The following is a 14,709-nucleotide window of genomic DNA, read 5'->3' as shown; positions in this document are numbered from 1 at the left end:
AGGCTTACGTGTCGACGATGTTCTCCGGATGCAGCATCTCGGCGTAGCGCAACTGCTCGGGGATGCCGAAGCCGTCGACGAGGACCTCCGCGTAAGGCCGCAACGTTCGGCACCGCTCGTTGATCCCGCGGGTGACGGCCTTCGCGCGTTCGGTCGACAGGAACTGATGCTCGATGAACCAGGCCTTGTCGTCCTCGATCACCGACAGCGCATACAGGTCGCACACCATCTCGAGGATCTTGCGTGCCTCGTCGTCCTCGCAGGAATCGATGCCGGCGACGAACGCCTCGAGAATGATTCGGTCGATGTGTGCCGACGCCGCGTGCAGCACGTGGTCTTGCACCGCGTTGAACGCGTCGAAGGCGCTCATCTCCTTCGACTTGCCGCGTAGCCGACGGGCCACCGTCGCGATCATGTACTCCTCGCGGTCCTCGAACATCTTGACCTGGGTGCCGCGGTTGAACAGGCTGCCCTCTTCCTCGTTGTCCTGCCGGGTGTCGAGGATGCGCTGCATGATCGTCTCGGCCGCAGTGCGTTTCAACACCCGCTCACCGGCGAAGTTGGCTGCGAAGCGCACCCACTCGACCGGGCTCATGCCCTTGATGTCGTCGGCGTAGGCGGTCAGCAGTTCCTTGGCCACCAACTGGGTCAGCACGTGGTTGTCGCCCTCGAAGGTGGTGAACACGTCGGTGTCGGCCCTCAGCGCGATGAGCCGGTTCTCGGCGAGATAGCCTGCGCCACCGCATGCTTCGCGAGCCTCCTGGATGGCGGCGGTGGCGTGCCACGTGTTGGCGGCCTTCAGGCCGGCCGCGCGCGACTCCAGTTCGCGTTGCTCCTCGCGGTCGGGATCCTCCGCGCTCTGTAGTTCGTGCGTCTTGGCGACCAGCTCGTTCTGCGCGAACTGCAACGCATACGAGCGCGCGATGAGTGGCAACAACCGCCGCTGATGCACCAGGTAGTCCATCAGCAGCACCTCGCGGTCATCGCCCGGCGCCTGGAACTGCCTGCGCTGCAACGCATACCGCGTCGCGATGTCGAGTGCCACACGGGCCGCCGCACCGGCGCTGCCGCCGACGGTGACCCGGCCGCGGATCAGCGTGCCGAGCATGGTGAAGAACCGGCGGTTGGGGTTCTCGATCGGCGAGGAGTACGTGCCGTCCTCCGCCACGTCGGCGTACTTGTTCAACAGGTTCTCGCGCGGGATGCGGACATGGTCGAACTGGATGCGGCCGTTGTCCACCCCCGGCAGGCCACCCTTGTAGTGGCAGTCGCCGGTCGTCACCCCGGGCAGGTCGTTGCCATCCTCGTCGCGGATCGGCACCACAAAGCAGTGCACGCCGTGACCTTCGCCGTCGGGTGTGATCAACTGCGCGAAAACCGCTGCGACCGTGGCTGTCTCGGCGGCGCCGCCGATGTAATCCTTGCGCGAGGTCCTGGTGGGGGAGTCGATGATGAACTCTTGCGTCGACGGGTCGTACGTCGCCGTCGTCTCCAACGACTGTACGTCGCTGCCGTGGCCCGTCTCGGTCATCGCGAAACAGCCGAGCAGGTCCAGGCTGATGATCCGTGGCACATAGGCCTCGTGGTGGCGTTCAGTGCCGAGGTTCTCGATCGCCCCGCCGAACAGCCCCCACTGCACGCCCGCCTTGACCATCAGCGACAGATCGGACATCGCCAACATCTCGATCCGGGTAACTGCCGCGGCGACGTCGCCGTTGCCGCCGTGTTCCTTTTTGAATCCGTCCTCGGCGGCGCCATGGGCCGCCATGATCTTCATCTGCTCCATCACCTTGGTGCGCGCGATGACGGTGTTGGGGGTGTAGTGCGGGCGGAAGACCTCGTTGGACAGTTCCTCGCGCATTCGGTTCTTCACATCGCGCCAACGGCCGTCCAGCGTATTGCGTAGATGCTCCGCAGTGGTGGTCATATCCAGACGGTAGCCCTTTCGGCCCCCGCGGAAACTGTGATGTGGCAAACCTAGCCTTGCTGGACCTGCAGAAATCGATGACGTTGAATTTGGGCATGACCGAGTCAGACGAGGCGCCGGTATCGCCGACCGGTATGCCGCACATCCCGCACCATCGACACTCGGACGTGTCAGGGGGGTGGCTGCGGGCGGCGACGTTCGGCGCGATGGACGGGCTTGTCAGCAACACCGCGCTGATCGCGGGCGTTGGCGCTGCGGCCGATGCGCACACGGTGGTCATCAGCGGTTTCGCGGGACTGGTCGCCGGCGCGTTCTCCATGGCGTTGGGCGAATACACGTCCGTCACCACCGCCAACGAGCAACTGGACGCCGAGGTGCGGATGGAGCGTCGCGCGCTGAGCAAGCACCCCGAGGCGGAAGAAACCGAGTTGGTCTGGATGCTCGTCGAGATGGGCATGAGTCCCGAGACCGCGGAGAAGGCGTCCGAGGAGATTCACCGCGACGAGAACCGGGCGCTGAACGTGCATGTGTCGCAGGAGTTGGGCGTCCATCCGGACGAAAAGCCATCCCCATGGGTCGCGGCCGGGTCCAGCTTCGTCACATTCGCGATCGGGGCCATCGTGCCGCTGATCCCGTACTTCCTCGGCTTCCAGTCCCTGTGGCTCGGCCTGCTGTTCGGCGGCGTCGGGCTGCTGATCGCCGGCGGAGTGGCCGCGCGATTCACCAAGAAGCCGCTGTGGTTTGCGTCCTTGCGTCAGTTGGTGTTCGGGACCGTTGCGATCGCCGCGACGTACGTCGTCGGCCATCTCGTCGGGACAGTCGTCTGACTCAGCTGTCGCTGCCGACGGTGACGGCCTCCGCCTGCTCGGTGAGTTCGTCGAGTTCCGACTCCTCGACGTCGATCCCGGCCAGATGCCGTCGGCTGGCGAACAGCACGCCCGCGCCCAACAGCACCGCTGCAGCACCGACCCAGTACGGCACGTGCACGTTGATCTGCTCGCCGAGCACGCCGGCCAGCCAGGGCGCCAGCGCGGCACCGGCGAACCGCACGAAACTGTAAGCGGCAGAGGCCACCCCGCGTTCGACCGGCGCTGCCTTCATGACCGTCTCGGTGATCAGCGTGTTGTTGATGCCGATGAACAGACCCGCGACTACCACGCACGTCGCCAACACGGCTTTGTTGTCGGTGCCGACGGCCATCGCCGCCAGCGTCGCGGTCATCGCCAGCAGGTTGACGATCAGCGTCGGCACGGTGCCGAAGCGGCGCTGCAACCGCGGCGCGACGACCACCGACGTGAACGCCAGCGCCAGACCCCAGCCGAAGAAGATCAGCCCGATCTCGTGCGCGTCCATGTCGAGCGGGAACGGGGTGAACGCCAGCAACGTGAAGAAGCCGAAGTTGTACAGCAGTGCGGTGATTGCGACGCCCAGCAGGCCACGGTGACGCAGCGCACGGAACGGGTCGGCCAGTGTGGTGGCGCGTTCAGCGCGCGGCGTTGACGGCAACAGGAACGCCGTGACGACAAATGCGACCGCCATCAACGCCGACACTCCGAAGAAGGGGCCGCGCCAGGAGATCGAGCCGAGCACGCCACCGACCAACGGCCCGACCGCGATGCCGAGGCCCAGTGCCGCCTCGTAGAGGATGATCGCCTGGGCGACGGAGCCGCGCGCGGAGCCCACGATGGTGGCCAGCGCGGTCGCGATGAACAGCGCGTTGCCAAGACCCCAAAGTGCCCGCCAGCCAACGATTTCCATCACAGAGTCGGACAGTCCCGCCAAACCCGCGCCGGCGATGATGATCACCAGGCCGATCAGCAGGGTGCGTTTGGGGCCGATGCGACTGGCCACCACACCGGTGATGAGCATGGCCACGCCCATCACCGCCATGTAGCTGGTGAACAGCAGCGACACCTGCGACGGCGACGCGTCGAGGTTGTCGGCGATCGGTTTGAGGATGGGGTCGACGAGACCGATGCCCATGAACGCCACGACGGACGCGAAGGCAACGGCCCAAACAGCCTTGGGTTGGCGCCACATACGGTGCGGCTACTCCTTTGCGGTTATTTCTTGGTTGGGGTCGGGGCGGCCGCATCCTCGAGAAGTCGTCGCATCACACGCACGGCGTCGGTGAGCGTTTGCCGGTCCGCGGCGTCGAGCCGCTCCAGGTACGGATCGACAGCCGCGGCGCGATCGATGCGCACCTGGCGCAGCGTGTCGACGCCCTTGGGGGTGATTCGGATGAGCACCGCCCGCGCATCGTCGGGGTCGACGGTGCGCGATACCAGGCCCGCGTCTTCGAGCCGGCGGACCTGGGTGGTCATCGTCGGCTGCGAGCAATGGTCCAGCGCGGCCAGATCCGAGATCCGGGTCGCGCCTTGATCCTCGATCGTCGACAGCAGCCGCGCCTGGGCGTAACCCAGTGGCATACGAACCCGTTGGGTGGCCAGCCGGTTGATCCGGGCCACCACGGACAGCAGATCGGCTCCGAGCGTCGGGGACATGCCCAAAGATTACATAGGTTTACTATGCGATTCAAATTTTGCCGGGCGTGTCGCCGCTCACAGCGTCGGGGGCGGGGGCCGCGACGGGTGGCTGGCAGAATCGAGAAATGACCGTAACCGAGCCGAGCGCCCCGCGTCGGGCCGGCTCGCTGCAACCGGTCGAACTTGCGCAGGCCTCGGTGATGGCGGCGCTGTGCGCAGCCACCGCGATCATCGCCGTCGTCGTCCCGTTCGCCGCGGGCGTGTCGTTGCTGGGCACCGTGCCGATGGGTCTGCTCGCCTACCGGTACCGGTTCCGGGTGTTGATCGCCGCGACGGTCGCCGGTGCGGTCATCGCGTTTCTGATCGCGGGCCTTGGCGGCTTCATGACTGTGGTCAACTGCGCCTACATCGGCGGGCTGACCGGCACCGTCAAACGTCGCGGGCGGGGACTGCTGACCGTGCTGGCCGCGGCCGTCGTCGCGGGCGCGCTGTTCGGCGTCCTGACGGTGACGGCGCTGGCCATCCTGTCCCGGTTGCGTCACCTGATGTTCGACACGGTGACCGCCAACATCAACGGGCTCGCCGTGATCCTCTCCCGCATTCCGAATCTGGAGCCCGCCGCCGAACGGCTGAAGAACGACTTCGCCACCGCGCTGCACTACTGGCCGTTCCTGTTCTTCGGATCCTCGGTGCTGTCCATCGTGATGGTCACGTTCATCGGTTGGTGGGCGTTGTCGCGGGTGATGACCCGGCTGCTTGGAATCCCCGATGTGCACAAGCTGGAGTCGTCGGCCGACGCAGGGCCCATCGCGCCGGTGCCGGTGCGCCTGAACGACGTCAGGTTCCGCTATCCGAAGACCGACCACGACGCGCTGGGTCCGGTGTCGCTGCGCGTCGAACCCGGTGAGCACGTCGCGGTGACGGGCGCCAACGGCTCGGGCAAGACGACGTTGATGCTGATGCTCGCAGGTCGCGAACCGACCTCGGGAACCATCGACCGGCCCGGCGCCGTCGGCCTCGGCAAGCTCGGCGGCACCGCGGTGGTCATGCAGCACCCGGAGAGCCAGGTGCTCGGCACCCGCGTCGCCGACGACGTGGTCTGGGGATTGCCGCCCGGTAAGACCATCGACGTGCATCAACTGCTCGCCGAGGTGGGCCTCGACGGGCTCGCCGAACGGGACACCGGCGGGCTGTCCGGCGGAGAGTTGCAGCGCCTCGCGATCGCGGCGGGACTGGCGCGTGAGCCGTCGCTGCTGATCGCCGACGAGATCACCAGCATGGTGGACCAGGACGGCCGCGAGGGACTGATGTCGATGCTGTCGACTCTGACGCAGCACCACAGCATGTCGCTGGTACACATCACGCACTACAACAGCGAGGCCGACGCCGCGGACCGGGTGATCAACCTGACCGGTAACGGCGGCGCCTCGGACAACACCGAGATGGTCGAGACGGCCGCGGCTCCGACCGGCACGACACCCGCCGCGGTGCGTTCCGAAGATGCAGTGCTGGAGTTGATCGGTGTCGGGCACGAGTACGCCAGCGGAACACCTTGGGCGAAAACGGCTCTGCACGACATCAACTTCGCCGTTCACGAGGGCGACGGAGTGTTGATCCACGGTTTGAACGGTTCGGGCAAGTCCACGCTGGCGTGGATCATGGCGGGGCTGACGGTGCCGACCGTCGGCAGCTGCCTGCTCGACGGCGAGCCGGTCTCCGATCAGGTTGGCGGCGTTGCCATTTCGTTTCAGGCGGCCCGGCTGCAGCTGATGCGCAGCCGCGTCGACCTGGAGATCGCTTCGGCCGCCGGGTTCTCGCACCGCGACCGTGACCGCGTGGTCACGGCGTTGGGCACCGTCGGGCTGGATCCCGGAATGGCGACGCGCCGCATCGATCAACTCAGCGGTGGCCAGATGCGCCGCGTCGTGCTTGCCGGATTGCTGGCCCGGTCGCCGCGCGCGCTGATCCTCGACGAGCCGCTGGCCGGACTGGACGCCGCGAGCCAGCGCGGCCTGCTACGTCTGCTGGAGGATCTGCGGCGCAACGCCGGCCTGACGGTCGTCGTGATCTCCCATGATTTCTCGGGCCTGGAAGACCTGTGTCCGCGCACCCTGCACCTGCACAACGGGCAGTTGGCGGCGCCGACAGCGGCGGGAGAGATGTCGTGAGTGCGCCGACGGCAGCCAAGCAACGCGCACCCGTCGTGCTGGTGCGGCCGGTACCGGGCGACACGGTCATCCATCGGCTGTGGGCCGGAACGAAACTCATCGCGGTGGCGGGCATCGGCGTGCTGCTGACGTTCTACCCGGGTTGGGTGCCCATCGGGTTGGTGGCCGCCCTGATACTGACGGCGGCTCGGCTGGCACACATCCAGCGCGGCGCATTGCCGTCGATTCCGCGCTGGCTGTGGGTGCTGTTGTTCATCGGCGGTGCGACGGCGGCGTTCTCCGGAGGCAGTCCGGTCATCGACGTGGGTTCGGCGCACCTCGAGTTGGGTGGGTTGCTCACCTTCCTGCGCATCACGGCGGTGTCGATCGTGCTGCTCGGGCTCGGCGCGATGGTGTCGTGGACGACCAACGTCGCCGAAATCGCGCCTGCGGTAGCGAAATTGGGCCGTCCCCTGCGGCCGCTGCGCATCCCGGTCGACGACTGGGCGGTGGCGCTGGCCTTGGCGCTGCGGGCGTTTCCGATGCTGATCGACGAGTTCCGGGTGCTGTATGCGGCCCGCAGGTTGCGGCCGAAGCTGGTGCCGACCACCCGACGTCAGCGCCGTAAGCGGTGGGCTCTCGAAGTTGTCGACATCCTCGCTGCGGGGATCACGGTCGCCCTGCGCCGCGCCGACGAGATGGGCGACGCGATCACCGCGCGTGGCGGCGCGGGACAGATCTCGGCGGTCCCGTCGGGCCCGAAACGCGCCGACTGGGTGGCGTTGGCCATCGTGGCGGTGATGTGCGCTGCCGCGTTGACGCTCGAATTGACGGTCGCGGGCACGGTTTCCACGCGCTGAGTCCGCGGTGAGGGCGGCGCCCTGGCTTTATCCTTGGCCGAGGGAGACGATGCCGATGGCGACCGTATGCGATTCGTGTGGTGTGCGACCGCGCGACGGTGCCCGATTCTGCGACTCGTGCGGCGCGCCGATCGCCGACGCGCGTGAGCCCGCCGAGTTCAAGCAGGTGACGGTGTTGTTCGCCGACGTCGTGCGTTCGATGGACATCGCGAGTTCTGTCGGTCCCGAGCGGTTGCGAGAGATCATCGCCGAACTGGTGGATGCCGCCGCCGCGGTGGTGGCGCGCCACGGCGGCACGGTGCAGAGTTTCACCGGCGACGGGATCATGGCGCTGTTCGGCGCGCCGGCGGCCCTGGAAGATCACGCCTTACGCGCCTGCCGTGCGGCGCTCGACCTGCAGCAGGCGGTGCACCGCCAAGCAGCCGAAGTGCGGAGCCGCGACGGCGTCGAACTGAAGGTGCGCGTCGGCCTCAATTCGGGACAGGTGGTTGCCGGTGAAATGCCCGCAGGCGCTGCGGGATACACCGTGATCGGTGAACACGTCGGCATGGCCCAACGGATGGAGTCCGTCGCACAGCCCGGCGAGGTGATGCTCAGCGAATCCACCGCGCGGCTTGTGGAAGCCGTTGCCGCGCTGGGCGAGTCAGAACTCGTGCAGATCAAGGGTCGGGATACGGGCGTGCCGGCCCGTCGACTGTTGGCGGTCCATTCCCGACGGCCACAGCCGTCGCGGTCGACGTTCGTCGGTCGCGAGGACGAGATGCGCAGCATCGGCGAGGCCATCGCACAGTCGAGGGGTGGCCACGGCCGGATGTTCTGTCTGGTCGGGGAGCCTGGCATCGGCAAAAGCCGATTCATCGGGGAGACGACCACGTTGGCGCGCGGTGCTGGTGTCGACGTGTACGTCGCGTTCTGTGAAGCGCATGCCGCGGACATCGCGTTTCACGCCGTCGCGAATCTGTTTCGTGCCGCGTGCGGTGTCGCGGACCTGCCCGATGGCGCTGCCCGCCAACGGGTCCGGTCGCAGTTCGCAGGCGCCGACTCGGAAGACCTGCTTCTGCTTGATGATCTGCTCGGTATCGCCGACCCCGATGCGGCGATGCCTGACATCGACCCGGACGCCCGTCGACGACGGTTGACCGCGCTGCTGACTGCCGCCTTGCAGTCGGCGCAACGCCCAATGCTGTACGTGATCGAAGACGCGCACTGGATCGACGAAGTCAGTGAGGCGATGCTGGCGGACTTCTTGGCGGTGGTGCCGCGCTCGCAATCGATGGCGATCGTCTCGTATCGACCCGAATACCGTAGGGCGCTCGCACGTATGGCCGACGCAACCCAGATTGCGCTTGCGCCGCTGGATGTTTCGCAGGCGAGCGCATTGACGGCGGAGCTGTTGGGCGCCGATTCGTCGACCGGTCGGGTCGCCGCGTTGGTCACCGAACGCGCTGCAGGCAACCCGTTCTTCGCCGAAGAGATCGTGCGCGACCTGGCTGACCGCGGTGTGCTGGTCGGCAACCGCGGCGCGTACACCTGTCGCGATGATGGGGCCGACGTCAGCGTCCCGGCGACGTTGCAGGCGACCATCGCCGCGCGCATCGATCGCCTGGGTCAGGACGCCAAACAGACGCTGCGGGCCGCAGCGGTGATCGGGTCCCGGTTCACCGCAGACATACTCGAATCCCTGGGTGTGTCGCCTGCACTTGCGGCGTTGGCCGACGCGGAGCTGATCGAGGAGGTGCTCGCGCACCCGCAACCGGAGTACACGTTCCGGCACCCGTTGATTCAGACCGTGGCGTACGAATCGCAACTGAAGGCCGACCGCGCGGATTGGCACCGGCGATGCGCGGCCGCGATCGAGCAACGGCACGCAGGAGCCCTCGACGCCAACGCGTCGTTGATCGCCGAACACTCGGAAGCGGCGGGCGACCTGCAGCAGGCGTACGGCTGGCACATGCGGGCGGCGGGGTGGTTGGCCACCCGAGACATCCTCGGCGCACGGGTCAGTTGGCGGCGGGCCAGCCAGGTCGCTGATCAAATGCCCGATGACACAGCGAATATCGAGGCGATGCGGATAGCCCCACGGACTCTGCTGTGTGCGTCGGCGTTCCGAGTTGGGGGCAGCGTGGCCGACTCGGGTTTCGATGAACTGCGCGAACTGACCGGCCTCACCGACGACAAGCGTTCGCTGTCGATGGGAATGTCCGGTTTCGTGATGGCGCTGACGGTGCATTCACGCCATCGGGAGTCGTCCCGGCTCGCATCGGAGTGTATGGCTTTGTTCGAGGCGATCGGCGACCCCGCGCTGACGGTCGGATTGGCGTTTCCCCTGATTCTCGCCAAATATGAGGCCGGCGAGTTGAGCGAGGCGCTCGAAATGGCGCAACGCGCAATCGATCTGGCCGACGGGGACGCCGCCATGGGCAACCTGATCTTCGGCTCGCCGCTGTCACTGCTGCTCGCAATCCGGGGAACGCTGCGTTATCGCGTCGGTATCGCCGGCTGGCGCGACGATGTGGATCGGGCCGTCGACATGGCGCGAGCCAGGGATCCGGCGTGCTTCGTCTTCGCGGTCATGTACAAGTACCTCGGCATCGCCGCCGGAGCGTTGATGCCCGACGAGACAGCCCTGCAGGAGACGGCGGAAGCGTTGCAGTTGGCGGAGAAATCAAGTGACGACTTCGCGTTGACCGCTGCGCGGTTCGTCCGGGGCGTCACCCTGACGTTCCTCAGCGGGGCGGACCATGAGGCTGGTCTGGCTCTGCTGCGACAGACCCGCGACGCCTGCCTGCGGGAGCGGTTCAGCAGCACAACCCTGCCCTACATCGAGGACGTGTTCGCCAAAGAGCGAGCGGCAAAGGGCGACCTCGGCGGCGCCATCGAGTCAGTGCGCTCAAACCTTGCCCGGCTCTCCGATACGGGCGAAATGATGAGCAGGGGAGGCGTCGCGGCAACGCTCGTGCAATTACTCCTGGCTCGTGGTGGGGCAGAGGATTTGCGCGAGGCGCACCGGGTGGTGGAGTCGATCCCCGAACTGAGCAGTCCGCGCTACGCACTCGACCAGATGGTGGCGTTCATCGTCCGCGCGTTTCTGGCCCAGGCGCAGGGCGACGAGGCGACTTTTCGGGAGTGCGCCACGGATTTTCGGGAGATGGCGACGACGCTTGGAGCCGAGGGCTTTCTCGCGGTGGCGGCGATGCTGCCGTAAGGCGAAGTTTGCTCTGAAAATGCTGTCCGAGTTGCCGTGGCGTAGCCGTCATCGGCCTATAGTCGGCCACGTCGGGGGACCCACACCGCCTCTGCCAAGTCAAGGAGGCCTCATGAGGCACATGGGCATCAAAAACAGTATGCAATTGCTTGCGATAGCGGCAATGCTGACGGCGACGACCATTGTCGCACTTGGCACCCATCCTGCGGCACACGTGGAAAAAGTCTGGAGCCTAACAACTTACGAGAGCTGTACCGACGACAGTGTCGACCAGGACGACTGCGATGCGCCGCCACCTGGCCCCGGTCCTGCCGGATCGTGGCACGATCCATCCGACATCGGAACCGAGACGTTCACGCCGGTGCCGCCACGAATTCATGATCCATCCGACATCGGGACCGAGACGTTCACGCCGGTCTATACGCCGACGCCGCCGCCGCCCCCGCCGACCTCGCAGGCACCGCCGATGCTCAACCCGTGCCTACTTCCCAACAATCCGGTCTGTGCTCAGAACTAGCCTGGGTGCGTCGTCGCGCTGACTCTGCGGTGAGGGCGTCGCGGACACGCATTTTCACGCCACCACCGCAGCGTCAACGCTCGGGTGTCAGTGACAGATCGACGCTCCGCCGTCGACGGCCGGGTCGCTCGCCGTTCGGCCGCTCTTGCACGCAGGCGTGAACGTCTTGATGGCGACGCCTGGCGGAGTCGGCGCGAAACTCGCACCCGTGCCGGCGTAGAACACGTCATTCAAGAAGTCGCGAACGGCTTCCGGAGTGCTTTCGCCCTTGTCCTTCGGCAGTGTCGAGAAAACCGAGCCGGGAGTGATCGGGTCGGGAGACCCGAACAACCCCGCGGCCTCGTTTGGTAGGCCGGGCCCCGTGGACGCGTGACCTGGTGGGTTGTTGTCGGACGGCGGGTCTGCCCACGCCGTACCCGCGAACGGAACCGATACGGCGGCGGCAGCCGCCATGCTGATCAAGATTTTCCTGAACATGGTCTCCCCCTTTAGAAGCGGTGATCGCGAAGGCTCGCGTTCCGCTACGAAGATCGTCGCGCGTCGGGCGGGCGGTGGGCGTCAGTAGTGCGCCACTGCAGTCGGCCGGTTTCGCCGCGGCACTACTTAACGCACGGCGGCGGCATTGGCCGCCCTCTGCGCGTCGCGCAGTGTGGTCCGCACATCGGCGCGGCCGAGGAACATCTCGGCAAAGTACGGCTTCAACGCATCGAATCCGGCCGCGAAGCCCGCCCCGCCCGGCGCCGGAATCCTGGGTCCGTCGAGCACCCGGAAGAACGGGCTCACGTCGACGCCGCGCGACGCCCAGTACTTGTCGTAGACCGGCTGCGCGGCGAGCACGGCCGGAATCGCGGAACCCTTCGCGCCGAGGAACTCGTTACCGCGTTGGCTGCCCATCCACGCCAGCACCTGCCGCACCGCGTCGGGGTGTCTGGTCGCCGAATTACCCGCCGCGGCAATGCCGTTGGTCACACTGACGCGGCCCTTCGGGCCGGACGGCATCATCGCCACCCCCCAGCGGAACAGTGCCTGATCGGCGACGGCGGCCAGGTTGTAGGTGCCGGACTGGAACAGCGCCATCCTGCCCTGCAGGAACTGGTTGCGGGAGAAGTCGCCGTTGTCGTTGGTGTCCGAGGCGGGCGGAGCGACGTGATCGGTGTTGATCAGGCGGACCAGATATTCGAACGCCGACGCGGCCTGCGGGTTGTCGAACGCGAACCGGTCGCCGTCGGAGAACACCCCGCCCGCCGACCCGATGTAGTTGAGGTAGATGCCCTGCAGATCGTTGGCGGCGTTGTAGCCCCACTGCCGACGGCCGTCAGCGTCCAACGTCAACCGGGCCAGCAGAGGCCGCAGCGTGTCGTCGCCGTCGAGTGACCAGCGCAGCGACGACAGTTCACGCGGATTGACGCCCGCGGCCGCCAGCAGGTCGGCGTTGTAGTACAACGCGATGCCCGCATCGGTCAGTTGCGGTACCGCCCACAGCGTTCCGTGCCGGGTGAACTGCTCGACCACCGACGGCTCCCACGCGGTCGAACGGTCGATCTTCATCAGCCGACCGCTGTCGGCGTAGCCGGAGAAGTACGCGTTGGACAGCCAGAAGATGTCGTCGGCGCCGCCGCCCGCCACGTCGGTGCGCAAGGTGTCGAAGTAGCTCGAGTAGGCCACCACGTTGACGCGGACCTCGATGTCGGGGTGCTCACGCGTAAACGCGGCGAACGACTCCCGATAAGCGGCGGCCACCTGCTCGTCCCACAACCGCACCGTCACCACCGTCCGCCCCGCGGGCTCCCCGGAACGGCCCAGCAGCGTCGCGAACAACAGCAGCACCGCCAACGTCACCGCCAGCCCGGTGAACACCAGCGTCGAAGCGCGTGGTCGCCAAGTCATTTCAGCCCCGTGACGACGATCGAGCGGACGATGTGGCGGCCCGTCGCCACGAACAGCACGATCAGCGGCACGATCGCCACCGTCGTCGCCGCCATCACCAGCGTCCACTGCGCGTTGTACCGCGACTGCAGGCCGGCGGTCGCGACCGTCAACACCTGCCACTTGCCGCCACTGGTGATGACCAGCGGCCACATGAAATTGTTCCATTGACTGACGGTCGTGATCAGCGCCAGCGTCACCAGAATCGGCCGACTGGCAGGCACCACCACGTGCCAGATGATGTCCAGCGTGTGGGCGCCGTCCACGCGGGCCGCGTTGATCAAGTCGGCCGGAATCCCGCGGAAGTACTCGCGCAGCAAGAAGATGGCGTACGGCGAGCCGAACATGAACGGCAACACCAACGCCCAGAACGTGTTTCGCAGCCCGGCCTCGGCCATCATCAGATACAGCGGGACCACTGTCACAGTCGCGGGCACCATCAACGTGGCGATGTACACCCAGAACAATGCGTCGCGGCCCGGAAACTGCAGCCGGGCGAAGGCATACGCGGCGAACACCGAGAACGTCAACTGGCCGAGCAGGATCACCGCGGTCATCAACGCGGTGACCAGTATCGCCCTGCCGAACCCCGCGTCGGCCAGTCCGGTGTAGTTCTCCAACGTCGGCGGATCGGGCCACGACAGCGGCGAGGAGGTGTTGAACTGGCGCGCCGAGGTGAACGACGTCAGCAGGCCCAACGCGAACGGCGCCAACGTGATCACCGCGCCGATCGCCAGCCCGGGATAGATGACGGCGCGGCTAGGTGAGGTCATAGGTGATCCGCCGCCGGAAATACAAGTGCTGCACGATCGTCACGCCGATCAGCAACACGAACAACACCACCGCCATCACCGCGGCGCGTCCGACCGCCGCCGCACCGAACGCCTCGGCGTAGATGCGGTGGGCCACCAGATCGGTGCGACCCTGCGGGCCGCCGCCGGTCAACGCGTACACGGTGTCGAAAACCTGCGCTGCGCTGATGACCCCGGTGACCGTCACGAAGAACAATGTGGGTCGCAGCATCGGCAGCGTGATGCGGCGGAACCGCTGCCAGGTTGTCGCGCCGTCGGTGCGGGCCGCGTTGTGGATCTCCTCCGGGATGGCGAGGATGCCCGCCAGGAAGAACAGCGTGACGTAACCGACGTTGGTCCACACCACGACCGCGGACACCACGGGCAGCGCGAGACCCGGATCGGTTAGCCATTCGATCTGATGGCCGAGCAGGGTGCTGACGGCGCCGTCGGTGGGCGCCAGAATCCACCGCCACAGCACCGCGATCGCCAGCGGCGCGCAGATCCACGGCAGCACGTACAGCGTCCGGAAGAATCCGCTGCCGGGAAGCCCGCGCGACAGCATCGCCGCGGCAATCAACCCGAGCACCGTTTGCAGCGGCACCACCATCGCGATGAACGCCAGGGTCACCAGCAGTGACGTCGCGAACGACCGGTCGGTGAGCACGGCATGCCAATTGTCCAGTCCGACATACCGAATCGGGCCCAGCAGATCCCAGCGGTGCAGGCTCAGCCACAACACCACCAGGATGGGCAGCAGCAGGAAGGTCACCATGCCGAACAGGCTGGGGGCGAGCAGCGTATAACCCAAAGTCGTCGACCGGACCCGGTTTGCTGCCACCGAGCCATT

12 protein-coding genes are annotated in these 14,709 nt (G+C 66.8%); 5 read left to right on the top strand and 7 right to left on the bottom strand.

The window, feature by feature from the left end:
• Window positions 1–4: 4 nt before the first annotated feature.
• Window positions 5–1,927 (bottom strand): acyl-CoA dehydrogenase, encoded by a 1,923-nt coding sequence (locus C1A30_RS06505; protein WP_101947360.1) that lies wholly within the window; start codon window positions 1,925–1,927, stop codon window positions 5–7.
• 95 nt (window positions 1,928–2,022) lie between these two features.
• On the opposite strand from C1A30_RS06505, the gene C1A30_RS06500 reads away from it, so the two are divergent.
• The gene (locus tag C1A30_RS06500; protein WP_101947690.1) at window positions 2,023–2,754 is read left to right on the top strand and encodes a VIT1/CCC1 transporter family protein; all 732 of its coding nucleotides are present in this window, start codon (window positions 2,023–2,025) and stop codon (window positions 2,752–2,754) included.
• Between the two features lies 1 nt (window position 2,755).
• Here C1A30_RS06500 and C1A30_RS06495 read toward each other — a convergent pair whose 3' ends face one another.
• Window positions 2,756–3,967 (bottom strand): MFS transporter, encoded by a 1,212-nt coding sequence (locus C1A30_RS06495; RefSeq protein WP_101947359.1) that lies wholly within the window; start codon window positions 3,965–3,967, stop codon window positions 2,756–2,758.
• A gap of 23 nt (window positions 3,968–3,990) precedes the next feature.
• On the bottom strand, window positions 3,991–4,431 hold the full coding sequence (locus tag C1A30_RS06490; RefSeq protein ID WP_101947358.1) for a MarR family winged helix-turn-helix transcriptional regulator: 441 nt from the start codon (window positions 4,429–4,431) through the stop codon (window positions 3,991–3,993).
• Between the two features lie 107 nt (window positions 4,432–4,538).
• On the opposite strand from C1A30_RS06490, the gene C1A30_RS06485 reads away from it, so the two are divergent.
• From C1A30_RS06485 to C1A30_RS06470, 4 genes are all read left to right on the top strand, one after another.
• Window positions 4,539–6,581 carry an ATP-binding cassette domain-containing protein gene (locus tag C1A30_RS06485; protein ID WP_101947357.1) on the top strand — a complete coding sequence of 681 codons (2,043 nt, stop codon included), beginning with the start codon at window positions 4,539–4,541 and terminating at the stop codon, window positions 6,579–6,581.
• A complete protein-coding gene (locus C1A30_RS06480; protein ID WP_101947356.1) occupies window positions 6,578–7,420 on the top strand; it encodes an energy-coupling factor transporter transmembrane protein EcfT in 843 nt (280 codons plus the stop codon). The genes C1A30_RS06485 and C1A30_RS06480 overlap by 4 nt, the downstream gene beginning before the upstream one ends.
• A gap of 55 nt (window positions 7,421–7,475) precedes the next feature.
• Window positions 7,476–10,625, top strand: coding sequence for an adenylate/guanylate cyclase domain-containing protein (locus tag C1A30_RS06475; RefSeq protein ID WP_235009667.1), 3,150 nt, complete (start codon window positions 7,476–7,478; stop codon window positions 10,623–10,625).
• 112 nt (window positions 10,626–10,737) lie between these two features.
• Entirely contained in the window at window positions 10,738–11,142 is a 405-nt protein-coding gene (locus C1A30_RS06470) for a hypothetical protein (RefSeq protein ID WP_142392558.1), read from the top strand.
• Window positions 11,143–11,229: 87 nt separating this feature from the next.
• On the opposite strand, the gene C1A30_RS06465 is transcribed toward C1A30_RS06470, so the two are convergent.
• From C1A30_RS06465 to C1A30_RS06450, 4 genes are all read right to left on the bottom strand, one after another.
• Entirely contained in the window at window positions 11,230–11,619 is a 390-nt protein-coding gene (locus C1A30_RS06465) for a hypothetical protein (RefSeq protein WP_101947353.1), read from the bottom strand.
• Window positions 11,620–11,745: 126 nt separating this feature from the next.
• Complete coding sequence (locus tag C1A30_RS06460) at window positions 11,746–13,029, bottom strand: sugar ABC transporter substrate-binding protein (RefSeq protein ID WP_101947352.1); 1,284 nt, start codon at window positions 13,027–13,029, stop codon at window positions 11,746–11,748.
• Window positions 13,026–13,841 (bottom strand): carbohydrate ABC transporter permease, encoded by an 816-nt coding sequence (locus C1A30_RS06455; RefSeq protein WP_101947351.1) that lies wholly within the window; start codon window positions 13,839–13,841, stop codon window positions 13,026–13,028. Before C1A30_RS06455 ends, C1A30_RS06460 begins: the two co-directional genes overlap by 4 nt.
• Complete coding sequence (locus tag C1A30_RS06450) at window positions 13,828–14,700, bottom strand: carbohydrate ABC transporter permease (protein ID WP_200828174.1); 873 nt, start codon at window positions 14,698–14,700, stop codon at window positions 13,828–13,830. Before C1A30_RS06450 ends, C1A30_RS06455 begins: the two co-directional genes overlap by 14 nt.
• Window positions 14,701–14,709 lie beyond the last annotated feature (9 nt).

Source organism: Mycobacterium sp. 3519A, from assembly GCF_900240945.1.
Taxonomy (GTDB): Bacteria; Actinomycetota; Actinomycetes; order Mycobacteriales; family Mycobacteriaceae; genus Mycobacterium.
Note: the sequence above shows the minus strand (reverse complement) of the source record. Positions and strands in the feature narration are given on the sequence as shown.